The organism is Nitrosomonas marina, assembly GCF_900110145.1.
GTDB classification, from domain to species: Bacteria; Pseudomonadota; Gammaproteobacteria; order Burkholderiales; family Nitrosomonadaceae; genus Nitrosomonas; species Nitrosomonas marina.
The window spans coordinates 1-24,490 of sequence record NZ_FOCP01000017.1; the positions used below are offsets into that span (position 1 = coordinate 1).

Below are 24,490 nucleotides of genomic sequence, written 5' to 3' on the forward strand. Positions count from 1 at the left end.
CTCCGGCAAAATGCCGGTAATTTATCATCTCAGAGTGGATACTTTTCAACGCCGATTTATCCAAAATCCTGGTAAGTTTTACATGCCGATTGACAGTTCGTGATATTACATGTGCTGGATGCGCTCTCCGATAGCCCGCAATTCCGGTTGTTGCCAAATCCATATGACAGGAAGTATAGGGATAAGTACAAATTTGAAGAGGCGGGTTTGCGTGTGCGGTATGAAACTACGTAGTTACGGACGGGATTATTATCATCGCTAATAGAAATACAGCTTGGTTTATCGGCTGGGATGTCGGTGGTTGGAACTGTGACAAGAACCAGAACAGTCGCGACGCCATCGTAATTCTCGACGCCAACCATGAGATCGTCGGTACTCCCTGGCGCGGTAATCTGCGCGAGTGCATCAATAGCTGTTCGACGAGTATCGAGTGGATCGGTGCTCTGTTCGATTTATGTGAGAGTAGGGTATCTCCAGAATCCGGTCCAGTAACCCTCGCCATTGATACCCCTTTGGGTTTCTCCGAAGCCTTTATCCAGCTGGTAACCCAAAGTCAGGCGGCAGCCTCCATCGAGGCATCCAACACCAATCCCTATCTGTTTCGCCGCACTGAGCATTACCTGTTTGAGCAAGGCCTCAGTCCGCTGCGGCCATTAAAGACATGATCGGCTCCCAGGCCACGAAGGGGATGCACGTTCTCGCGCGTTTTACACCGAAGATAGTGGAGTGTGGTGTCTGGAGTGATGGCAGCAATCTCACCGCAATCGAAGCCTATCCTTCGGCCTGCAAACGATCAGAAACCATTCAGGCTCTGCGCCGGCCTTACTCTGCGCTTAGTCATGCGGACTGCGAGGATGCACTGACCTGCGCCTTGGTCGCCAGTCTGTTCTCGGAAAAGCCGAGTTCTCTTATGCTGCCGGAGGCTGACGTTTCTCCAAGCGAGGGCTGGATATGGGTGCCCAGGGATGCTTTTGTACAAGAAGCGTTGCCCCCAAGCTGAACCCAGTGGTCTGGACCTGGAAGGAAAATATGATCTTTGGAGATTCAACGCCAGATTTCGAGCGGGGATTTTGGCAGCCCTCCAGGCAGGCGATTCAGGAAGTAATCTATGCATGAATGATTTAGTCAAAACGGTCCGGACCCATTGAGAAATAGTGACCCATCTCGTGAAGAATTATTCGCTCTGGTTTGGGAACGCCCTGCCAGAGAGGTGGCACGCGAGTTGGGAATTTCGGATGTGGCCCTGGGCAAGCTTTGCCGACGACTTCAGGTGCCGAAGCCACCGAGAGGATATTGGGCCAGGGTGGCATCGGGTAAGACACCAAGGAAGCCGCCGCTACCGGCATACCGCAAGGAAATTGAAGAGCGCCTGCGGAAACAGGTGAAGTCCAAATGCCAGGTTCCACTATCCAAGCTGCAGTTGGAATTTCTCAGATATGCACTGGATGAGTTAGCGGGCAGCGGAGTCGATACCAAGGTTTGCGACTTGGCCTACGATGGCATCCGTTCCATTCCCCCAGCGCTGACGGCTCAAATCCTGATCGTTCTACAGACCCGATATGAGAAGTGGTTGATCGACAGGACAACTGCGTCAAGCATGAATGGCGCGCTAAGCAGTTTGAGTAATCTGGTTGGCAAGTTGCTGCCGCACGCGAAGGAGCAGCTGCTGATATTTCGTCGCAGGACAGATGGTCGTTACTCTCGCGCGGATAGTCCCACAATCTCCGTCAGGGCGACGCCAGATTTTCTGGGGCGTATTGCGCACCTCTCACGACTGGCGCGTGACAACGGTCTGGCCTATGCCGCAGCCGATATGTCGACCTTGGATCACGCCTGGTCAGTGAAGCAGATTTATTCGCCCAGCGCTTACGCAAGAGCCAAGACCGAGTTGTGTGTGTCATCCCATGACGTCTGGATCCGGGCAGACGTGGACGATACCTGGTCACGCGACCGGTTCGAGACGGCTCGAATACCACTGCGAGAAGTTTGTCCGATTGACTTGATGCCCGCTAACGACAAGCGGTTACCGGGGAGGATTCAGCGGTCAGGAATCAAGCCCTATACAGACCGTCTTCAAGCACTACAGGAAGCGCAAGCGGTCTATGAGGCGTTGGTGGAGGCGACCTATGACATGGATCAGGCCGTACCGAACGAGCGACTCGCGCTATTCGATAGGCTGTGGTTTTCTCGGGGAGAGGCGGGTCCGTTTGTCGGCGCCCGACAGGCCTGGCGGCAGCTGGAGGCAGACATCGAGCAATGGGAACAAGAGCTCGAGAGTGAATCTGTGGTCCTGTGCCAGGACGTTTTGGGCATCGAAGTGGGTGATGTCGTGGTCGTCGAGGCCGGGAAAAGTCTGGTGCGGTTCGAGGTAGAAGGGATGAACGTCTACACCTATGAAGATCACGTCATGTTCACAGTATGGGGAAGACGGTTTCGTAAGGATGGCCTACCGGGTAAACGCACTGAGCATTTCAGTATCGTAGTTGGAAACGACTAAAACCCAGCTGAAGGGTATTTTCGGTAACGCGCTGTTTTTACGATATCTTTCGCAGTATTTGATGGGGTATGATAGGCATACATTTTGGCGCGGGGAGTGGAGCTGAACATCCATCGGATTGGGATCTCTATCACCCGACCAAAAAAGGTTTCTGTGCTCGAGTTTTCTAGTCGGTCAGTTGAAAAAATGAGTTTTTTTGAAGAAATTTCTGAGCATGGTATTTTTCATGGTATTACTGTTTAACAGGAAAATAAGCCATTGAATATAAAATATAAAAAAGGCTTATTTGCAATAGAGTGGGAGTAGCCAGAGCCGGCGTTTTACATTGATTTTCGTGTTTTCGATTACTTCGAGGTCATATCTCCGGCAATGCCGGAGATATGAAGCAGGACAAGATACGGTTTATTTCATATTCCCGTATATGAGAGGACAAATGTTTCGGGTTTAGCCCGGCTTTCTACCGGGGAACAACTGTTATGGTTTTGCCGGTTTGGCTGTCATCCGGTTTCTTCAGCCCACCACTGGGTGTAATTACTTTCAGTTTATTAATAGGCTTGGCGGTGGTTTCTTTGGGAGTGGCTGTATCAATCAGAGGTTTTCCTTTAAATGTTTTGCCATTAATCAAGGTATGCGCTTTGCCGTTACAGGCTTTGCCTTTCAGTTTCAATAATTCGTTTATCGCCAGATTAATTTCACTGGTGAGTACGGATGTCAGCACATATCTGTAATAACCGACGTCATATCGGCTGCCCTTGAAGTTTCCGGTAAAGTCATTTATTTTGAATCGAGGAAATTTTGCACTGCCAAATTTTTCTTCAATTTGTCCTATGGTGTAAAACAGAGATACGGCATGAGACTTTAAGTAAGATTCGATTGCTTTTTTGTTACTACGGGCTGGTAGTTTTTTACCAGTAATTGCTTTTACCGCCTTCTGGTTATCGTACAGGAAATCCACTGTATTTTTATCCAGTTGACCGGTACGGCCATATTCCAGAAAGTCCACCAGCCATTGATAGATAGCAGTATTTTGATCAATGATTTTCCAGTAGCCGATATTGTATATGGCAGTATAGGATTCAATGCCTACCAACGTGATAAGCGCTCCGATGCCGGTGCCCGCAGTTATTACCTCGGCAGTCAATTCCATCGACGACAGCAAAGTAGCCAGAATGCTTACGCTTTCACCTGTTACAAGCCCTTTGATTTCATCAGCCAAATCGCACTTTTTGATGTCGATTCTGAACCTTTCTTTCCATTTGATTAACAACGCCAGATTCTTGTCTGTAATGTAATTTCTATCCAGCTGCTTTTTTATCTCCTGCAATTGCGTAATGCGTTGACTGATTGTTACTTTGCACTGGGTGCATGTGTCAAGTTCCAGAGTCTCCGCCTGTGCATAAGCGGTATTTTGGAAACCACTGAATCCGGAAAACAGTAATAGTAGAAAAAATACGGTATGCCACTGAAACATTGATTTGATCGAGTTATCAAGCAGCTCTCGAACTATTGCGGCCCGTTTTGATTTGATGGTATTCATTTCATGCTCCTTGTACGTTGATTAAAAAATGACAACTTCATTTTTCTTTACGTACGAGACAGTGATTTGGATTGACCTGTAAGACAACGAATGCCTGGTTCCAAATTAACATGCTGAAATTAAGTTCTTTTTTATACCACTAACACCAGCGATGCAGGTGAGAGCTGCAGTGCGGGTCAAGAATACATATGGAAGATGAACCTGGATTTGATAAATGAGAACAACCGGGAGGGGCTCTTGCATTCTTACATGCACACAGCGCCAGCCGCTTTTTCGCCAGAAAACCGCCATTCAGACGGTGTTACTCATGTTATGGATTGTATATATGAAAAAGCGTGCCGGTACAGACGTCCAATCGATCCGTTAAAGCGCATGCGTTAGGCTGGTATTAGCGGTGTATATTCCCGAACGACATGTTTTGAAAAATGCTGATATGTCTGTTGTAAGCATGATAATTCAGGCAACTCGCATGCTTGCCGTACGCTTACTGATCAATTTGTCAGTACTGGAATAATTTTTTCAATTCCAATCGCAACGATTCGGGCGTTTGTGGTGTGTACAGCGTTTGCAGTCTGTCGCCGTTTGCCGAGAAAAATACCAATCCAGCCGGCATCAGGCCGTGCCTGTCGGTAAATGTTCTACCTTCCGGTGTATTGATGTCGGCGACGATAAAAGCCAGACGCTCTGCATAGTCATCTCTGATCGCATTCATGGCTGCCATTGTTTCTCCACTCTGAAGAATATTGTCGTCATGGACCAGCAGCAGTACAGGGGTTCCCTGGCCAATTAAGGATGTGTCACCCGAAAAACCGCGGGGCAGAAGCGATACCGCAAAGAACACGATCACCAGAATCAGCGTTAGTGTAACAAACTTCGGCCAGTTGCTTCGTTTAACTGCAGGCTGTTTTATATTCTTGTTTGGCATTGTTGTCGCTCGATCAATGGATAAGTAAATTTCGTGACAGTTTAACAAAATTGTGTTGATTCTGGGGTTTATCTACGTGTTAGTACGTATTTTGTAATAATTCTTGCAGCATTATAATGGAATGAAGCTGGGGTTATGGCGTGGCTATAGAGAAAGGGGTGCACTATGTTTTATAGAAAATTGGTTCCTCTGTTATTTGTTTTTTTTCATGCCCAGGGCAGTGCATGGGCTATTGCTGTATGTGATTATACGACTCTATCATGCTATGCGGAGAAAGATGGGAATCGTATCGAATGGAATTCAACTGATCAATTAACAAGTTGGCAGTTGGACCCAACTTTCTCTGGTAAGCCGAAGATAAATCAATTGGGGCTGCACCAATTCTATATTGCAAACGGAGATAATCGAGGGTTTAGTGAACCAGATGCAACAAACTTCGCTACTCCAGTACCTGTGACAGATACTGGCCCTCCTGTATTAACCGCTGTAGATAATACTATTAATATCAAATATTACATTAACATTGATCCACAGAACCCGATTTCACCAGACTGGTGGTTTTATGGTTTTTCAATAGGCGATAGCCTCGATTTTACAGTTAGTATCGATTATACGGTTGGTACAAACAGCTTATCATCAGCAATAAATTTAATTTCAGACAGTAACACACTATCTGATGATTTCCTGATTTACGAGTATTTTGATTTTAATGTAAATAATACTGTGGGTAGCGACACTGCAAGTAGCGATTCTTTATCCGGTTTTCTTGAATCATTTACATTTTCTGGAGACAGTCTTATTCCTCCCTTGACACAGGTCTCTGTTGATAATGCCCCAGGGGACGCAGGAACGGATTGGTTTTTCTCGAATACAAAAACGGATATCGAGACGGCGCTAAACGACATTAACGCTCTGAGAAATCTCGTAGAATTGAAAAATACAGAGACAGCGATAAACGCAATAGATGTGGCTCTCATACAGGAAAGGTATCTGGCATCTGGACTTGGTCTTCATTCTTATGGAGCGACATGGAGTGCTCAACAGGAGGAGAAGCAGGTAATTGATGCCATTTGGGATAGCTCAACCATTACTTCCGGTAACTGGGTTGATGGCGACAACTGGTTAACATCCCATAACACCGATGAATATCCTGACAATAATGGAAATATTTATAATGTATTTATAGATAATGACGGTTCTGCTGGTGCTGTTGTTCGTTTAAATGAAGCTGTAGCAGTGAATTCATTATCTCTATCCAAATCTGACCAACTGGTTGTTGATGGTCAGTCAGCATTACTGTCAATTACCAATAACTATGTACAAAATGGTCTGGATGCCACTGGATTAACTGCGCTTGCTTTGCAAAACGGGGCTACCATGATTGTAAATGGCGATCTGTTACATGAAGGTAAAGGAGCAGGCTCCGGTAATGATAATGTTATCAACATTGACGCTACCAGTAAAATTGATATTCAGGGTGACACTCAGGTTAAAGAAGGAGCTGTTATCAGTGTCAATGGCGAAATGAATACGAAAAATGTCACTATTGAAGGTGGTTTGATCAATGTCGGCGCAGTCGGAAAATTATCAAGTCAGGTAACAGCTGGTCAAATGTTTATTTCTGAAAAAGGGGCGCTGCAGGGTATTGGTGTGGTGGAAGACTACTCGGTTACTTTGTTTGACGGTGGTGCGATTCGGCCAGGTTCTGCTTTTACTGCCGGTGAACTCGATATTGAAGGGGCAGTAAGATTCTTTGATGGGGGAGGACTTGTCATTGATATGGATTCTCCACTATCAATAAGCTCTTTGACGGTCGACGCTATAAATGGAGAGGGTGGCTGGGCAAGATTCAGGGAAGGATCATTCATTGAATTTGACTTTGATTTTCTACCAAAGCAATTTGAAGTTTATGAGTTTTTGACTGCACTTAATATTTTTCCATCGGATACGCCTGAGAACACAAATTTATGCGGATTATTTTTTTCTTGTTTAACGCCGGGCGTGTTGGGAGAATTTGATGTTATGCTCAACCGTAATTCTGATTTGCCAGACACACTTGAGATCTCAATTAATTCAAATTTTATTGTTTCAGAGCCGAATTTATTGTATTTGATCTTGTTAGGAATTTTGGTGCTGTGGTTTGTAAACAGTTTATCGAGTATCAGACGATTCCATTGACTCCAGAAACTGTATGTCAGCAATATTGAAATAGGTCACGCGATAGTTTGTAGCGGAATACCTGGCAAGTCAGTGTTTTGTTTTTTCAAGTGCGAAATATCCATCGGTTCTATGTGGTGCGATACCGGTCTGTTGTTCCGGCACAAAGCAGTTCAACGTTTCTTTGGCGTTCGTCATTGATTGTGAGATGGTGCAGGACATTATTTTAGTTAATAATTTCATCGCCTAATTCGGGAATCATCGTAGTCCCAAGGTAAATTTTATCAGGTGTTATTCCTGGTTTTTACTGCCGAAACATTATTGATGCATTAATTGGACTGCTTAACTTGATTCGTTGCTTGATCGTTACCAGGTTGGCTTTCTGCTGATAGGGTGTTACGATAAAACCCTTGGTAATTAAACCTCCAGTTTCTCTTGAGAACGACACTAATACAGCTTAGCGTTTTAATGACGGTGTCATTGCAGCTGTGCAGTTACAATTTGAATCTGTTTGCAAAAGGAGCAGCCAATGGGCATTGAAGTGGGTGGTTTTTTTGGATTGATATTACTGATTCTGAATGTATGGGCTATTGTTAGAGTCGTACAGAGTGCTGCGAGTACAGGAAGCAAAGTACTCTGGATTGTATTGATACTGCTGTTGCCAGTATTTGGTCTGATTGTGTGGTTCTTTTTCGGACCCAGAGGGTAGTGCTGTGTCGAAGAGGGACTTTGTTGATGCCTGATATCCAAACATGGTCCGGCAGGCTGGCCATTTGCGACAGGTTGGCCATTTGAAATGACCGGTTACTTGTAGCACTGCTCAAAAAAATTATTCAATTGCTTTTAAGTTTAATGGACTGACTAGCGGGGAGCTTGTGTGCATTCCGGTTGATTTTTCTGGCTGTCATTGTTTTGCCGGATTTTCATTGGCAGTCTGATTTCTGGTCGTGCCCGATTCAGTTTTGGATTGATCATGATCATTATTCACACCAGTATCAGTATCGCCTGCATTGAAATCCTTGCCAAAGATCTGCCAGAAGGCGACGAACAGAACAGCGATCAAAGGGCCAACCACAAATCCGTTAATACCGAACAATCCGATTCCGCCGAGTGTGGAAAGCAGCACCATCCAGTCCGGCAGCTTGGTATCACGGCCGACCAGAATCGGACGTAAAACGTTATCGGCAAGCCCGATAACCAGGATACCGTAGGCGACTAATATTGAAGCTTCCGCCCACTGCCCGTCAGCGTAAAGGTAAACGGCAGCCGGTAGCCATATCAAACCAGCGCCGATTGCCGGTATCAGTGATAATACTGCCATTACCACTCCCCATAACAGTGGCGCGGGAATATCAAGAACCCAGAAAATGAAACCACCCAGTGCGCCCTGAACCATTGCCACTACCAGATTACCCTTGACGGTCGCACGCGCCACGCCTGCAACATTTTGAAACAGCAACCGTTCGCGCTCGTCACCCAGCGGAATGACATAAATCAGTTTTTCTATCAACTGTCTGCCGTCACGCAGCAGGAAAAATGCGATATACAGCATCAGCGCAAGTTTCAGTAGAAAATTGAAAGTGCCGACACCCACCGCAACGGCGTTTTGCGTCAGAAAACTGCCGGTGGCCAGTGCAGCTTTGGTCGCATTCTCACGCAGAGAGGCGATGTCCACGCCTATGCGCTCGAGAAATTCCTGCACTACCGGAAAAGCCTGGCGAATTCGGTCAATGTATTGCGCAGGCTGAATCTCACCGGTGTCGATGCGCTGATATAGAGCTATGCCCTGCTGTAGGAATGAGGTCAGCAGCAGTAACACAGGTATAACAACCAGAAATACACAGGCTGTCAATGTGACCAAAGCGGTGAAATTTGGGTGTTCACCCACTTTTCTTTCAAGCCACATTTGCATTGGGTGGAATAGAATTGCAATGATGCAGGCCCACAGAATTGATTCAAAAAATGGTTGAAGCAGAAATAAAAACAGACAGGAAACAAACGTCAATATGATCAGAAAAGTCCATCGCTCAAGTTCTTCTACTTTCATAATTCGCCAGCTGCAAGTACATGAATATCAAAAATGTTGGGAACAATAATGCCGTAATCAGGCTAAATAAGGCGAATCGCCGCTAGTAGATTACTGATCGGCAATAAATTCTGGTACTGACAAAGTGTAGCAATCATTGATGTTATCAGCTTTATAGTTAGAACCATTCCTGGAAAAAAGGCTTTGTTTCGGCTTTCCTGACAATATCATTTTCTTCTTCGGCCGGACCAAGGGCTCTTTCGTTAACTGTGGTCTCCTGTCTGTCCCGTTCTATAATGGCCATGCCGGCCTGGTTCAATCCGACCGCGACCGAGAAAATAGTAATTGAATTAATAATATAGAAAATAAATTTATAGTAAAACTCAACCGATTTGTCTGCCAGGGCCATTGAACCGAATACGAAGCTGACTATCAGTGCGGTAACGGCACCTGGAAATCCGAACGTAGTTACCAGGGTGCCTGTAATCATGGTTGTCGCACTGCCGGCAAGGCCTGGCGTGATCATTGATCTGGAACTTATAAAATTATCCATGCTGCCGCCTGTTAAGGTTGTTTGGTTATGGTTGTGTCTGCTTTTTCAATAAACGAATCAGCCGTTCAGCTCGCCTTTTCGGATATCAATATCCGGTAATTCTTCGCCTTCCTGTGGTAGCAAACGCGGTATGGCTGTTCCTTCCAGATATAAATCTATCTCACGCTCCCGGCGTGTCACGAGCCCTTGCCACACTTTGCCGCCTGCGCGTATCCAGCGCCTGAATTGTGCAGGAACTTCGGAATGCTGTTGTGCATTAATTTTTTTGAGCAATGTTGATTTGTTGAAGTTGCCGCTGCCTACATTAAAAACAAAATCTACCAATGCGGCATACTGGCCGTCAGTCAACTCGACAGATACTGCCTGCATCACTGAATATTTGGCCCAATTCATATCTTCAACAAGTAGCGCTTCACCCTGTTGTTCAGAGATGCCGGATTTGAATTCCTGTTTTTCAGTACCGTCACAGGCAGATTTTTTGATCAGATGTCCATAACCAATGGTGCAAAAACCAGCTGCATCATTATAAAGTCGGCCACGAAAGCCTTCTGAGATTTTGGTCAGTTCTATTCCCGGTGGATACACTTTCCTTAATTCAACACCTTCAGGAATCAGAGCGCGTGTTTCTTCCAAAAAAATACCGGGTGTCAAAGCGTCCGATATTTGCTCAACCGGTTGCTGTTTTTGTTGTTCCTGTTGTTCTTGTTCTTGCGGTTGATGTTCGGCACAACCTGATAACTGCATAAATAGCGTGATGCTGAGAATAATCAATATAATAGCTTTATGCATTTTTTCTCCTTTTAATTGATACGATCAAACCATCTTGTTAAAAGTAACTTACGCTATGTTTTATAATTATTGCAGTCTTCTGCTATTCCGGACCTGAAGCAAATTTGTAGCTGTGTTCAGACCAGCCTCTCTGATCGATAATAATACTGTAAACATCGAATTGATGTTGTAAACATGTCAGGCTATCGCCCATGATGCAATAGTGCCAGATTTTGAAGTGGCCGGATACATTTTAGACCAACAATAATGAATCATTTATAAGCCATTACCAATTAAAATGAAAGGTGCCCAGTAATACGGGTGAGTTGTGCGCTGATTCTGAACCGGCGCCGCATTCTGCTCAAGCTGTACGCCTCGATCATCGCCTGGCATGGAGGTTACCGGAGATTCATTCAGCATGGATAGCTGCGCTTTCCTGAGTGCAGTTGCTTTTGTCGTGCCGGGCAGTCTGAGTTGCCTGTAAAATTGATTCATCAGTAGCTGCGTACCACGGTCATCAACTGACCATAATGAGGCGAGCGTAGATTTTGCGCCGGCGCTTTCCATGAGGAAGCCCAATCCCAGGATTTCCTCACCCTGGCCAAAAACTGCACCCAGGGCTGTTTCACAAGCGCTCAGCACAATCAAATCGATATTTGTCAGGCTCCATTCGTATTTAACCTGGTCAACGGTTACTCTTTCACCATTCCCGAACAGGATAAATGATTCATAAGCTTTTCCCGGCACCAGAGCCGCATGTGTAGCGAAATGGACGATGTTGAAGTGGTTGATATCAGTAATCACAACATCCGGCGTGAAATTTTTATCCAGAAGTTTGGTCATATCGGGATAAATTTCAGAGAGATTATTCACTTCTTCGCCGGCATAGCGTAACCCATTGAAATCATACGTCTGCTCTCCAATGGTAAATGTGTAATTACCCGTGGTAAAAGCGGCCGCCAGTAATTTTGTTTCTTTGGCCGGACGGGTATCCAGGTCAGTTAGCGAAAATGCGGTAATGTTGTTAATGTTATAGCGTTTTACCAGCCATTGCTGGCCGTCATGCAGGGCCGCCAGGGGAATATATCGCAATATGCCATCCGGTGCATATAGAATGGTATCTGCATTGACCTCATTTAATATGTGTTCTACTGGTTTAATGAGCCAGCGATATAAACTGTGCGCATATGCCTGTACCGTGTCGTTACGCTCGATGAGCGCGGTTCGGAAATTCAATACCGTTCGGTTCAGTACCTGACGGTCAACGGGAACCGGGACGTGCAAGGGAGGGGTAAGTCCTGTTACCAGGACCAGTTCGATTCGGTCTTCCATGATCAATGGATAAAGCAGTACAACATGATCTCCCAGTTGTTTTAAATTGTCACGCAATGGTCTTAACTGTTCCAGTGCGGGCATTTGCGTACGGACCTCGCGGCTGAGCTGATCGATCAGGTCCCGGATTTCATTGCTTTCGATGAAGCTGACAAACCCTCTTTGCAGCTGTCGCTCCTGTTTGATGAGTTGTTGCAGCCTTTCGTTTTGCGCGGCTGTGCGTTGGTCTCTAGCTATCTTGTGTAATACGGCCAGTTCTTTTCCCACCCGAATGGATTGCTGTAATAGCAGTGCATATTGCTTCTGGATCTGTTGCTCGGGTGATAGCATGGTGATTCCTGCTGCTGTTTGCGTGTTTCCGCGAACGGGGCCTAGAAATTGTGCGGCTTCCTGTATTTTTAATAAATCCAGAATCTGCTGTGCTTCGATCACTCTGTCCTGCTGAAGCAATAAGTCAGCGAGTTTGCGGTAAAAATCCTGTACGCGGTTTAAATATGCTTTTTGTTCTTGTTGGGGCAGTATCTGGAGTTCTTCGCGTATCGATTCGCTGATATTGACAGCAAATTTGTAAAATACGATGGCCAGCGTTTTCTGTCCCGATTGTGTGAACAGATCGCCCATGTTGGCCAATGTAATTTTCTCGCTTTCACGGTCACCGGATTCATGCCAGATCAGCAGTGCCTTCTGAAAATAATCCAGTGCTGACGCATGTCTGTTCATTTGCGCATAGACACTGCCGATACTGTCATAGGTTGCTGCAATCTGTATTCGAGTATGCAATTCTTCAAGAACCGGCAAGGCCTGAAACAAGGTTTCAAGCGCTTCTTCCTGCCGCCCCATTTCGCTGAGCAGCATACCAAGATTGTTACGGGTCTCCGCAGCGCCGAAACGGTCATGAGTTGTTTCACGCAAGGCGATAGCCTGCCTGAAGGCATCCAGTGCGATTGTATAATTCTGCAGCTCGGATTCGATATAACCGATATTGTGATATGCAGATGCAATACCTGCTGTGTTGCCGGCCTGCTGATAGATGGCCATGGCCTGATACTGATGGGTCAGCGCTTTGTCATATTGTCCCATTTCGGCATAAACCGAACTCAGGTTGGTATGAACGTTTCCCAAATCGATGGATGTCGCATGATCAGCTTCTGTAAATAGCTGCTGTGCCTGCTGATAGTGCGTAATGGCTTTGATATAGCGTCCCTGAGCGAGATAGGTGGCCGCAAGATTGCCCAGTGTACGGGCTCTGCCGAGCGTGTCGTTGTTAGCAACTCGTAATTCCAGCGCCTTGCTCAGATGTGCCCGGGATTTATCAATGTTGCCGGTTTTTTGATGAGCCAGTCCGAGCATGTTGTGCAAAATGGCACGGTCATGCGCGCTGCCGGTTTCCTGCAGTGCCAGTGCCTGCTCAAAGCTTTCAATGGCTGCACTGTTGTTCTGCAGCTTAAGATAGGCGCGCCCCAGTTTATAATAAAGATCAGCGCGCATTGCATCGCTTTGTTCAGACGGCAAATAAGCCTGCGCATTCTGGTAATGTTTCAGTGCCGCTGGATAATCTTGTTTCTGGTATGCTGTAAAACCTGCATGGCGTTCGTACTCGGCACGATCGGAAAACCGGCTGTCGATCAAATCATAAAACGATGAACAAGCTGCTGTAACTGCAATCAGTAGAAAAGAAATACAGCCTCTGACCACTCGAGACTGATATAACGTACTGTTTGCATAGTTGCCGGCTGCACCCACATTAATTGGTATTGTATGATATTCGTCTGTTTCTTCGCAGCAAGAATGCTGCCAGCAAAACTGTCAGACTCACAACCAGAACTACAGGATGCTTGACGGCAAATACGAGCGGCCAGAGCAGTGTCCGTGTTACAGATCTGGCCGTTTCGTATTTGGAGATAAAGTCGGCAATCGGGGGCGAATAGGTCTCGTAAAAAGCGATGATGCTTCTGCCCCATACCGAGTCAGCCAGATGGTTATCTCTGAATTGTCTGAGAGTCTGTACTTCTCTTGCCAACGGGCTGCCATATGCGGCAGTGGCGATAAAGCAGGGGTGGCTCTGCCGGCGGTCGCCAATATTCGGTTGTCCAGGTCCGTATCCCGAATCGCTCAAATGATCCGCGTCATCGGCAAAACCTTGCTGGCCGGTCGTCATTTTTCGCATAATTGTCTGCTGGTTTTCCATATTTTCTATCTGGCCTTTCATATGATTTAACTGCTCATGCATCCGGCCTATTTCCAGTTGCAATTCCTGCCGGATTTGCGGTTGTGCAGTGTTTTCCAGAATGTGTTGTTTGTCTCTGATCTGGCGCTCGAGCTGCAGCGCATTATCGCGCACGTGATTGGTCTGTATTTTTAAATCATTTAATTCTCTTTGTATCTGTAATCGTTCGCTTTGATCTAATGGCTTTTGGATCAGGAGTCGTTCGGGTTCTCTGGTGGACGTGGTGGGTTCTGCTGCTGGTGTTCTTTTCTGGATACGTAGCGGTTCCCTGCTGCGTAACGGTGCCCGATTGTCTGGCAGCTCCTGAATTTTCAGTTTGCGTGGCTGAATTACCTGGACCCTATCGGACTCAGTACGAATATCCGCAGGGAATCGCTTAATCATGCTGTCTTTTTCATCAGCATAAACGGCTGAAGAAAAAAACAACCAGAGAACGCAGTATGCTTTTACGTAAAGAACCGGTCTGATAAAAGTTGTAGTTAACATTGTAAAATTCCCGTGCTTGTTTTGTCCGGATTTGTCGATACGCAAAGATTCAGTGATCCGGATCGATCACGCGCATCGTGATACTGCTTCTGGTCCATGCGGTATCAGTGTCGTCGGTCTCAACCGGCTGCGAGACACCACGCGTACCTTTCAGGTATTGGTCCAGTATTTTGTACAGACCGCTTTTGTTATCGCCGGCGCGTTCCACTGCGGACTGCGTCAGTCGGGACCATGGTACCGGATTGGTTTCCTGCGTTCCGAAAACAACAATCTGGTCTTCAATATTCAATGGCTCTGAAGCGATGAATGTCTCGCCCCTGGCCGCAAAAACTGCTTCTTCACCCGGACCCAGCGGTATCGCTGTTCCATCGGCCGGTAAACCAAAAATACTGCCGTCCGTTGATAAAATCAGACCGCCCACCAGCAAACGAACGGGTGATTTCTCACTGAGTCTTATTTTGACATTCCATCTGTAGCAGAGCGGAATTTCCTGGGCTGCAATTGCATTGGGGGGGGCCTGCCGCCAATTTAAGTCATGCGCGCAATGATCCTGTTTGTCAGCAGGTACCAGTTGTACCTGAAGTGTGTCCTGGTCTGCGAACAGACTGCCGCCTTCACCACGCAATGTACTCAGTACCCGCTGCAGGGCATGCAGCCGCAAATTTTCAATGACGCTGTCTTCCTCGTTGAAACGGTTCCTGACCCGGTTCTCCGGACCGCTGACGATGTATTGGCCATTGTCATAGCTGATTTCAAAAACACCATTATCCTTGACTAACTGGACCATGTTTTTAGCGTCCTGATTCTGATCAAGGCTCGCATTGATCAGCTGTGCCTTTTCGGCCGTAATGCCGCCTTGCTCGGTGTGCGGGCGAAGCGTGACTTTAAGTACACGCTGGGTACTGCCGGGTCTCGATAAGATCGCCAGATCGCCCGGGCGGATTGGCGCTGTATCAACCAACCTGGAAATAATCCGGGCCGTGGCATTCAATCGCGTGCTTTCTTCCACGATAATGATCGCTTTGGCCTTGGTCGGGTCATGCAGGTCAGTACCTTTCACGAAACCATCGTACACTCTGAATTCAGCACCTGTATCAATACCGGGCAGGGGAAACCCGCCCAGTTTAAGTTGTGGCGCAGTTTCAATCACTTCCCAGGCCAGTGGTAATTTTCTGTTGACGCCGGCAAATACCGTACGCTGCAGATTTCCCTGGAAATAGGGTATCTGGTAGCTTTCTGCCTTTACCAGCGGCCGGATCTGTCGGGCTGCCTGCGCATAAGTCAATTGGGTAGCGTTTACCTGTCCGAATGTGGTCAGGATTGCATCGGTAAAGATACCGCGTGAATTTTTTTCCAGTGCAACCGTCCCGTCGCCTGCGGCTGTAAAAACGACGATACCGGGCAGTGATTTTGTAATCCAGCCGGTTTTCTGACTGTTTGCAGGTGATTTTGAGGTTGAGCCGCGTTTGATAATGGTTTCGGTTCCGGTTTTATTTTCAGTTTCGGATTCCGGTGGCGGGATATAACGGGACAAAAATTCCGTATCACCGCGCAACGCGGTGCCCGAATTGCAGGAATCCAGAAATAAAGTAATGTGGCGGGTCTTCTGATGCAGGCGGGTCAGTAATTCGTCGAATTCGTCGTCGGTAAAATCCTTGATTCCGCTGTCTCTGGCATCATGAAAAACGAATGTTTCATCCATGCCATCAGACTCGTCTCCATTATGGTCCCGTGTTTGTGAACCGTGTCCCGCATAGTAAAAAACCACCTCATCGTTCGGTTTTGCCCGGTCGATCAGAAAACTGGAGAAAAAATGTTTAAAATTCGCCGTTGTGGCTGCATCATCTATTAATACGCAGACATTCTCTTTCGGAAAATCATAACCGTTCGGGCCAGTCAGCAATTGATAGATTCGTTTTGCGTCTTGTGGCGGACCGGGAAGATCGGGTATTTTCGTGCTTTTATACTGCCCGACGCCTACAATCAGCGCGAGACGGCGGATACCGTCTTCTGATGACACCACGTTCTTCGTAGCGCACGCTTTTGATAAAGCGGTCGCGTCAGGTGCCGCATGACCTTGCGAGGCGTGTATGCCCGACAGCAGACAAAGCATGACTGTATAGAATACGGCGTTCAATACAATCTGTCGGATTACAGAAGAGGTATGAAAAGTGGAATTGTTTGCAGTGTTCATAAATTTCCTTTCGCAGGCTTCAACCGATAGATCCGATAGATGAATCCATGCAATGACAGCATCCGGTTACTCGAATCGGCTGAAATATTCGATAACGTTAATCTGCATTGCAGATCGTTTTTTTAATCCGGATAATTATCGCCTCTATCATAACCTTGTGGTGTGCCGCCGCTGCCTCCGGATTTGCCGCGCAAAATGGCAGCGACAATACCCGCGGCAACACCGGCGCCTACAAGCACTTTAACCCAGCTGACTTCGCTTTTGTAAAACGTGTAGTTGTCTCTCCAGCGAATTCGCCTTTCAATCTCTTCATAAGAAACCGGCCGCGGTCCGATAATTGAGTCGGCTGTCAGGATAATTTCCTCGCCGCTATTGACGATAGCACTTTGGGCCGGATCAATGCGCAGTGACGACTTGAGCAGTCCGCGCAATACTGTAATCTCAGTGCGTTGACCGGACACGTTTATATGGTATATGGTATCCCGCGTTCTGGCAGAAGCATGTGTCGTGATGATACTGTATTCACAATTTGCGGTGTCGCCGTACCCATTGCCTATAGAGAACTCCCGGATTTGTATCGAGCAGATACCGTCATCATCCTTAAATTCAATGCGCGCGCTGCTTTGGGGACCTGTACTTACAAATGAATTATTTTCAATGTCCGCTGTATCTTTTACCGGCTCGCCATTTACAAGAACCCGGTTGCCTGCAGCATATAAAATCCCGATTTCCTCATTGTCTCTCTTCGCCATGTGATTGAAACGAGGGTCGGTGTTTTCGTCCTGCTCCCAGAATCCGCCTGCAGTTGACACATTCCGATTCGCAACCGGTACGGTAGAACAACCACCCAGCATTAATACGAGCAGCAGAAGTAAGAGGGTATTGCAGTCAGGCAGAAGAAAAGCGGATGAATTAAGACTCGGCTTGTCTTCCTTCCCGACGGGCGGTGAAATGAATATGCAGCTTATCTTTTTCATTCATTTGTCCTCCTGTAGTCGTCTTCTGGAACTGTTTTAACAACATATGGTAAAACAGTTCCAGAAGAGCAACGCAAGCCAGCCATATCTTCACAGACGCTGTAAAAGGCATATTGCTGTGTATGTTGCTGCTATTCATTCGGTTCCAGGCCTCGTATTCCGACCCATATAACGCGATTCGATTATCACGGGTAGCTTTCAGAAGGCAAGCAGTTGACTACTGTTATAGAGACAAATGGCGTACTTTGTCAACAGTTTTCTGGGTGGTTGTGTTACGGCATTGTTACTGTCATAAGTCTTAAGGTAAGGGTTCTGCTGGGTATAAACGGCTTCGCAATGGCTATAAATCAAGGAAAGTCATTGAATCGATTATGGAAGATCGTATGGGTGGCATCATGTGCAATTACAAGAAACCACTTCTATTGACTCACGCTAAAGCTTGTCGTGAGCAGGCAGTGCCAGGGCCGCCAGAAACGGTGAAAGCAGCACTGCTATTACAAAGCATACAAGAAATGCGAAGACAGAAGGATCGCCAACGTAATGGAAAAAAAGACTGGACATAAAAAATAGGATGATGAACAGGAGTATGATGCCTAATGCAAGATTGATGCCGGCTTTTCCTTTCTTCGTGGCGTAATAGCTATCCATAAAGGCAGTTACCGGCCACAGAAACCATGTGGCCAATGCGCTTCCTATTTTTCCTTTCAATACATAATCTTTTTTATGTGTTGACGGCGCAGCGAAATCGTATCCGATGAGAGCAATGCCAGTTGCCAGGTAGGCAATGACAAAAGGCGCAGTTATTTCCATTTTCTCTTCCAGAAATCCTAACGAATAGTGATGCTGGGTTTATACCATACATTCGAAAGGTTGACATACTCTCCCGGCAATAGCAGGTGTTCTAACCTAATCGATGGCCAGGGAAAAGAAGAGTGCAGGATACTACGCAGCTGTGGATATGCCGACCAGACTGAACAGGTATTTTGCCTTCGGCTTGTTATCGGCTTTACGGTTCTTCACTGAATTTAGACTGGATTCCATTCGCGCTGCAATGTGTCTGCAGTTTTAACAAGATTGGGGTAAATGCTTACGTTGAGCAATGTAACTACACGAAAAGCGGATCAGGCAGATGCCGGTTTATCAATGAAACACTATTGCCAATTGCCCATGAGGATAAACGGCGCCCAGAAGTAAGGGTGCTCAAACTGTGACTCCACGATTTCATCTGCAGGAAGCGATATGCCCCTGAGGCGCGCCTTGCGGCTTGTTTCATCCATAATCACATTGCCCTGGATAAACAGCCGTTGTGTTTGTCGGATGGCCTCGGCTTTTGAAATGCTTTTTTGCTCCCTGAGGGTGTAAAACTGCGCCATGAATACCGCTGTGCTCTGGTCTGCCACGGGCCAGAGTGTGGCAAGCACCGCATGCGCACCTTTTCTTTGTATCAGCGTGCCAAGTCCTTCCAGTTCTTTGCCATCCTGTTCTGGATCGTCCAGTTCTCCTAACGCGGTTTCGCATGCCGACAGCGTAACAAGGTCTTTACCTGCCATCTGGTAGTCACCCTGCAGTAAATCCTGCAGACTGATATGGGTGCCTTTGCCAGCCAGTAAGAATGAGCTTATTGGAGAACCTGGCGTGAACTTGAAATGTGTTGCAAGATGGATTACCTGGTAAGCATCTCTTTGTTTTAATACCTGTATCAGCTGGTCCGGAGTAAATTCCTGATTCAGGTAGGCACTGCCGGGCAATATGCCAGTTTCGTCTGCGATTTTTTCCTTTACGATTACATTTATCTCATCCTCGACGGCGGGTAAATCACTGAAAACGGGATCCAGAGATTCCGAGACGCCGAAACCGGCGATCGACCAGTGATCTCTGGGTTTGTCCAGTAGCAGATAACTCTGTGCCGCAGCGTTGTACATTGTTATTGCGTATTGCTCGGTCAGATATCGCTCGCCGTCGAATAAAGCGGAAAATGGCAAGTAACGCAGGGAACGGGCAGGGTAAATCAGTAGTGTTTCAGGCTGGAGCAGATCCAAATCAGCCTGTATCGGTTCAATTAGTAGCTTAAATAATTTTTCAGCAAATATTAAAGGGTCGTTTCGCCTTGAAAGTGCTTCTCTGAATGCATGAATTAAATGATTCAGTTCACGGCGGTTAATCGGTTGCTCGTATAATGTTGGCGAAAATGACAAGTTGGCATCAACCAGCAGAATTCTCAGTTTCTCATCGGTATACAGATAATAAACCAGAACTGTATTTTCAAATTTACTTAGTAAATACTGAGTCTGATTGATCTCATCAAGGTCCCTGGCATAGAATTCCTTCAAATGGCGTTCCTCTTCGAATACTTGCTCAAGTTCGTTCAAGAATTCCAGATAGATTGTCCGGGCTTCCTTAAGTGTTGCATTCAGTTCATTGAGACGCTGTGTTTCCATTTGTGTCAATATCTGCCCGGATTCTTTTTTCTTGTTCAATTGCGTGTAGGTTTTGCGCTGTTCGATTAAACCGGACGTAAGTTGATGATAGCGAGCGGCATAATCACTTTCTGTTCTGGTGTAGGTGGCTTTGGTCGAGTTTCCTTCGAGTGTGCCCTGGCGTTGAATGAAATCAAAATATTCCTCCTCCTTGAGCATTGCCAGGACTTGCTGTGCTTCTGGAAAACGGCCCTGATCAATCAATAAATTTGCCAAATTCTCATAAATGACACGTTTATCCTCAAGAAAACTTTTTTGCAGATGCTTGTTGAGTTCCAGGTTCTCTGCACGCAGGGACTGGATATGGTTGACTGCAAGCTTGCCAAAGAAAACAGCCAGATCCGGATGATTCAAATACTTGTGAATATCGCTCAATTTACCGTAGATACGCCAGAGTAAACCGGCCTCGCTCAGTTCGGCCTGAATCAGCAGGGCGTGCTTCAAATATTCTAATGCATCGTTGTAACGGTCAAGATCAGTATAAGTCAGTCCAATGTTGTAATAAGTGGCACTTTGTCCTGATATGTCATTGATTTGTTGTTTGATATTTAGTGATTTAAAAAAACTGTCCAGTGCCTTTTCGTATTTGCCTTCAGATTTCAAGATAACAGCCAGATTGTTCCAGGCGCGTGCTTCGCCATCACGATCACCAAGCGCCTGCTTTATTTCAATTGACTGAATAAAATTTTTTTTTGCTTTTTTAAATTTTCCCAGACGCCAGTAGATTTCAGCAATATTGTTCAGGTGGTTTGCTTCATACGCTTTTGTGCGTGTTTTCCGAGAAATTTTTAACGCGCGTTTGCAAAACAATAAAGCCTGTTCATACTCGTTCAAATCTCTGTAAATACGGCACAGGTTTCCCAGAACATTTCCCTGACCTGCCAGATCTTCTGTTTTTTGCCTGAGCTGTAAGGATTGCTCGTAAAATTCGAGTCCCTCAACATATTGTCCGCGGCGCTGCGACAGTTCTCCCAGATTGTTAAGAGCTTTTGCCTGCAGCAGGAGGTCTTCGGCCCGAGTGGCCAGTGTCAATGCTGTTTGATAATAGTTTTCGGCACGGTTAAATTCACCCTGGTTTTTGTATATTGCACCCAGATTTCGGGTGCTGTCGCTTTCTAGTACCAGATTACCGATTTGCTGTGCAAGAATCCGGGCCAGCTCTGAGTGGTGTTTTGCGGCAGAATAATTTCCCGCTTGCAGGTACGCGCGACCCAGGGTGACATGAGTTTCTGCTTTGAGTCCTTGATCGGAATAAGCCTCGGCAATTTCTAGTGCCTGTCTGGCCAGATCAATGGCGAACTCATGATTTCCCAGGTTTTCATGGGCATTGGCAAGACCTGCCAGAAAAGCCCCGGACCATGAAGACATAGATTCATTCTGGTTTGTTTTACTGAGCCCTTGATCCCAATAACGCTGTGCAAGTCCGAGATTACCGAGCTTGTATGCGTCCATACCGAGTTGATAGAGTGTGGGTACAGGCATGTCTGAAATGCGAAGCATGGGCGCAGCGCAACTACAGATCAACATCGTAAAAATGATACATAAGGAACGGCCGGGAGGTATCAGCAGTTTGCCAAAAAGCATTTTTAACTCACTAAAAAGAGTGCTGGGCCGTAACTGTGACGAAGTAGCGTCAACTGTGACAGTTCGAATAATTTACATGTTATGCTATTGTCATCAGTGTGCACGTTGCGTTTCCAGCGACCATATTGATATTGAAATTGTGCATAAAATTTGCACGGGAGCGTGCGAACAAATGATCGTAGCAATTCGTTCTTTTGTGATTGAATAAAGGAGTATACCGTTGTTTGATAAACTGAGAATTCCTTTTTTTTGTGCGTCAGTTGTTTGTCTGGTCATTGTTTTTGCGGTTGAACTGGGTACGCAGTTTTTTTTAAATGCAGACAAAGACAGTCTGGCAACGCCAGGACTGGGAATTCTGTATCTGGCCTGGCTGGACTGGCTGTTGCTGTTTACCATATTACTGATGGGTACAGCACTAATCGTACCGGACAGAATTCACGGCCGTATCCAGGGTATCATTACTTTTATTGTCGCTCTGCTGACATTGCTAGGCGCCATTGTTGCGATATTCTCTGCATTTGGATTGTTAATGCTTATGGTTTCGCTATTGCTGGCGGTACCATTCGGTACGGCAATTTATTTCGCCGAATTTGCAGATTTCAAAGTGGGTGCAGCGGCAGCTACGCTGACATTCATCATGATTTTTAAAGTCGCCTTTGTGATTTTTCTGGTAATGGCGCATCAGCGTTTTCTGCAAAACAGAGGATTGGTATTGTTGATCGCCACTTCTTTGGTGGCGACGATTTTACTTGGGTTTCTGCATGGAATAGCGCCACCGTTCTTGGCCTATATTACCGATGACATCGGAGCGTTGATCATTGCTATTCTGGCTGCCATTTGGGCGTTGTTCTTTCTTATCGGATCAATTCCTGCCGTTATTAAGGCGTTGCGGATTGACAGGGCATTGAAGCAATAATTTCAAAGGGCCCAAGAACAATACTCGCGCACAATTAAAAATTACTCAAATTCAATGTTGACTTTCCGCTGATCGGTGCAGTTTTTGCATTCGATAAAAATCGTTGCCACAGTTTTGCCTTGCATATCTGCATTCCCCAAAATGACAAAATTAATCGTGTCGTCACCGGATTCATCTGAAGGCCATGAAAATGGTTCCTGTTTATCACCATCTGTCGGCAAAAAAGTAATTCTCAATCTAGCGCTGCGTTTATCAGGCCTGAGGGACAGCTTCTTAAATGATGCGTCAAAACCGGGTACTGTGATTTCGCATTCGGGCGTTTGTTCGCTCAGCTGAAATCCTGTCTTGGAATGCGTACAATTGATGTCTACATCATCAGGCTGGAGCGAAGCGGCGAATGGTGCAAGTAGTTTGTCAATTACATTTACCCAGCTGTCTTTTTTGTAATCTGACGCGATTTCATGCTGTTGCTCCTTGCTTTCGCCGGATACGCCATGGTTCGGTTTTTCGACCAGATTTAGACTTAAACCGACAAAAAAGATCGCCATCAGCAGGAATAAGCAGATGATGACGATCTTTGTTGTACTCATGGCGAATCGAAAGCGTTATTGTTCTGTATCCGACTCTTCATCCAGTTCCTCCTCCGGCGCAAGCTGACGCGCAATACGCGCATTGTGCTTGATCCCGGAGCTGATAACTGCTTTCAGGAACGCCGGATGTGCAGTTACTACCTGTTTCTTGGTCGAAACAACAAGCTCGATTTCGGTTTTTTCAGGTACTTTTCCGCTGCGGGGCGTTTGGTCAATAATTGTTCCTTCCGCCAGTTCAGATTTGAATTGTGTGCTGATATCGCCTAATGCAAGTTTTGCCGATTGCAGCCGTATTAACGCATCCTGAAGCGGCATATTTCTGACATTCGGCACATCTATCCCGGTATCGGCGATCGTGAGCGTGACACGGGTTTCTCTTGCACTGACTTCTGCATCTGGATCTGGCGATTGTCCCAGAATGGTTCCGGCAGGTTTCGATGCGTCAAACTTTGGTTCGGTGATGATATTCCGCTGGTTGAAGCCTTTACTTGTCAGGCGTTCTTTTGCTCCTTGCAAGGTCATGTCTCTGATATCAGGCATGACGGTAACCGAATCTGCCAGAATCAATGTTACAGTGGTATTGTGCGCATCAACTTTCTCGGTTGCCTCAGGTGTCTGATCCAGCACTGTTCCGGCTGCTCTGGAAGCATCAAACCGTAATTCTGTTTCTATATCGGTAAATTCCAGATCTTCCAGCAGGGATTTAGCCTCTTCGAAAGGTTTTCCTGACACGTTCGGCATGATCACTGATAGACTGTCTTTTTGCTCAGTTGACGTTTCGTCGTCCGGTCCGCTGAAGATATAATAACCGACGGCCAGCGAAGCGATCACCAAAATACCTGCCAGCAGCCAGACAAGCCACATTTTGGATTTGGGTTCTGGCTCATCGTGCACTTCTTCCCGCGCTGGAACATTGATCGCAATGGTTTCGCTTTCTGTATAATCCTCATCAGAATTCTCAATGTTATACACCAGCAGGCGCAGTTTATAGCTGCCTTCCGCTGCATCGCCCGCATTGATTTGAACTGAAAAATGGTCGGTGGCGTCAATTTCGAGCTTTTTCTCGGGTTTGTCCACGATACTGAACCACGATTCATTTGCGGGTTCCTCGGTAATTATTTTGGCGCCGACTCTTAACTGAGCAGCGCTGACATTATTTACGTTAAACTGAATGCTCGCCTGACCGTTTTCATCGCAGGTCACTGTATCCGAAGACTGGGTAATTTCGACTATTTTGACCATGT

General features: G+C 46.4%; 20 protein-coding genes. 5 read left to right on the forward strand and 15 right to left on the reverse strand.

Features of this window, described 5'->3' with window-relative positions:
• Positions 1–452 precede the first annotated feature (452 nt).
• Positions 453–632, reverse strand: a complete 180-nt coding sequence (locus BMX44_RS17120) for a hypothetical protein (RefSeq protein WP_218143959.1) — start codon at positions 630–632, stop codon at positions 453–455.
• A 56-nt stretch (positions 633–688) separates the two neighbouring features.
• On the opposite strand from BMX44_RS17120, the gene BMX44_RS17125 reads away from it, so the two are divergent.
• Positions 689–1,000, forward strand: coding sequence for a hypothetical protein (locus BMX44_RS17125; RefSeq protein WP_218143960.1), 312 nt, complete (start codon positions 689–691; stop codon positions 998–1,000).
• Between the two features lie 121 nt (positions 1,001–1,121).
• On the opposite strand, the gene BMX44_RS16585 is transcribed toward BMX44_RS17125, so the two are convergent.
• Positions 1,122–1,406 (reverse strand): hypothetical protein, encoded by a 285-nt coding sequence (locus BMX44_RS16585; RefSeq protein ID WP_177167738.1) that lies wholly within the window; start codon positions 1,404–1,406, stop codon positions 1,122–1,124.
• An 80-nt stretch (positions 1,407–1,486) separates the two neighbouring features.
• Between BMX44_RS16585 and BMX44_RS11470 the strand changes: the two genes are divergently transcribed.
• Complete coding sequence (locus BMX44_RS11470; RefSeq protein WP_177167739.1) at positions 1,487–2,497, forward strand: hypothetical protein; 1,011 nt, start codon at positions 1,487–1,489, stop codon at positions 2,495–2,497.
• A 457-nt stretch (positions 2,498–2,954) separates the two neighbouring features.
• On the opposite strand, the gene BMX44_RS11475 is transcribed toward BMX44_RS11470, so the two are convergent.
• Together BMX44_RS11475 and BMX44_RS11480 are read right to left on the reverse strand one after the other, a co-directional pair.
• The gene (locus BMX44_RS11475; RefSeq protein WP_090633144.1) at positions 2,955–4,034 is read right to left on the reverse strand and encodes a hypothetical protein; all 1,080 of its coding nucleotides are present in this window, start codon (positions 4,032–4,034) and stop codon (positions 2,955–2,957) included.
• 499 nt (positions 4,035–4,533) lie between these two features.
• Positions 4,534–4,959 carry a hypothetical protein gene (locus tag BMX44_RS11480; protein WP_090633146.1) on the reverse strand — a complete coding sequence of 142 codons (426 nt, stop codon included), beginning with the start codon at positions 4,957–4,959 and terminating at the stop codon, positions 4,534–4,536.
• A 165-nt stretch (positions 4,960–5,124) separates the two neighbouring features.
• On the opposite strand from BMX44_RS11480, the gene BMX44_RS11485 reads away from it, so the two are divergent.
• Together BMX44_RS11485 and BMX44_RS11490 are read left to right on the forward strand one after the other, a co-directional pair.
• Entirely contained in the window at positions 5,125–7,137 is a 2,013-nt protein-coding gene (locus BMX44_RS11485; RefSeq protein ID WP_090633147.1) for a hypothetical protein, read from the forward strand.
• 508 nt (positions 7,138–7,645) lie between these two features.
• Positions 7,646–7,825 carry a PLDc N-terminal domain-containing protein gene (locus tag BMX44_RS11490; protein WP_090633149.1) on the forward strand — a complete coding sequence of 60 codons (180 nt, stop codon included), beginning with the start codon at positions 7,646–7,648 and terminating at the stop codon, positions 7,823–7,825.
• Between the two features lie 195 nt (positions 7,826–8,020).
• Here BMX44_RS11490 and BMX44_RS11495 read toward each other — a convergent pair whose 3' ends face one another.
• The 9 genes from BMX44_RS11495 to BMX44_RS11535 all read right to left on the reverse strand — a co-directional run bounded on the left by BMX44_RS11495 (position 8,021) and on the right by BMX44_RS11535 (position 21,656).
• Positions 8,021–9,163: an AI-2E family transporter gene (locus BMX44_RS11495; RefSeq protein WP_090633151.1), complete on the reverse strand. Its 1,143-nt coding sequence runs from the start codon at positions 9,161–9,163 to the stop codon at positions 8,021–8,023.
• 157 nt (positions 9,164–9,320) lie between these two features.
• Complete coding sequence (locus tag BMX44_RS11500; RefSeq protein WP_090633153.1) at positions 9,321–9,695, reverse strand: hypothetical protein; 375 nt, start codon at positions 9,693–9,695, stop codon at positions 9,321–9,323.
• A 57-nt stretch (positions 9,696–9,752) separates the two neighbouring features.
• Positions 9,753–10,484, reverse strand: coding sequence for a lysozyme (locus BMX44_RS11505; RefSeq protein WP_090633155.1), 732 nt, complete (start codon positions 10,482–10,484; stop codon positions 9,753–9,755).
• A gap of 255 nt (positions 10,485–10,739) precedes the next feature.
• On the reverse strand, positions 10,740–13,538 hold the full coding sequence (locus BMX44_RS11510; protein WP_090633157.1) for a CHAT domain-containing protein: 2,799 nt from the start codon (positions 13,536–13,538) through the stop codon (positions 10,740–10,742).
• A 1-nt stretch (position 13,539) separates the two neighbouring features.
• On the reverse strand, positions 13,540–14,508 hold the full coding sequence (locus tag BMX44_RS11515) for a CFI-box-CTERM domain-containing protein (RefSeq protein ID WP_090633159.1): 969 nt from the start codon (positions 14,506–14,508) through the stop codon (positions 13,540–13,542).
• A 49-nt stretch (positions 14,509–14,557) separates the two neighbouring features.
• Complete coding sequence (locus BMX44_RS11520) at positions 14,558–16,702, reverse strand: caspase family protein (RefSeq protein ID WP_090633163.1); 2,145 nt, start codon at positions 16,700–16,702, stop codon at positions 14,558–14,560.
• A 122-nt stretch (positions 16,703–16,824) separates the two neighbouring features.
• On the reverse strand, positions 16,825–17,679 hold the full coding sequence (locus BMX44_RS11525; protein WP_090633165.1) for a hypothetical protein: 855 nt from the start codon (positions 17,677–17,679) through the stop codon (positions 16,825–16,827).
• Between the two features lie 432 nt (positions 17,680–18,111).
• On the reverse strand, positions 18,112–18,489 hold the full coding sequence (locus tag BMX44_RS11530; protein ID WP_090633167.1) for a hypothetical protein: 378 nt from the start codon (positions 18,487–18,489) through the stop codon (positions 18,112–18,114).
• A gap of 341 nt (positions 18,490–18,830) precedes the next feature.
• A complete protein-coding gene (locus BMX44_RS11535; protein WP_177167740.1) occupies positions 18,831–21,656 on the reverse strand; it encodes a CHAT domain-containing tetratricopeptide repeat protein in 2,826 nt (941 codons plus the stop codon).
• A 304-nt stretch (positions 21,657–21,960) separates the two neighbouring features.
• On the opposite strand from BMX44_RS11535, the gene BMX44_RS11540 reads away from it, so the two are divergent.
• Positions 21,961–22,656, forward strand: coding sequence for a hypothetical protein (locus BMX44_RS11540; RefSeq protein WP_090633171.1), 696 nt, complete (start codon positions 21,961–21,963; stop codon positions 22,654–22,656).
• A gap of 41 nt (positions 22,657–22,697) precedes the next feature.
• Here the strand turns inward: BMX44_RS11540 and BMX44_RS11545 are convergent, their stop codons facing one another.
• Positions 22,698–23,246 carry a hypothetical protein gene (locus BMX44_RS11545; RefSeq protein WP_090633173.1) on the reverse strand — a complete coding sequence of 183 codons (549 nt, stop codon included), beginning with the start codon at positions 23,244–23,246 and terminating at the stop codon, positions 22,698–22,700.
• Positions 23,247–23,261: 15 nt separating this feature from the next.
• Positions 23,262–24,488, reverse strand: coding sequence for a PASTA domain-containing protein (locus BMX44_RS11550; RefSeq protein ID WP_090633175.1), 1,227 nt, complete (start codon positions 24,486–24,488; stop codon positions 23,262–23,264).
• Positions 24,489–24,490 lie beyond the last annotated feature (2 nt).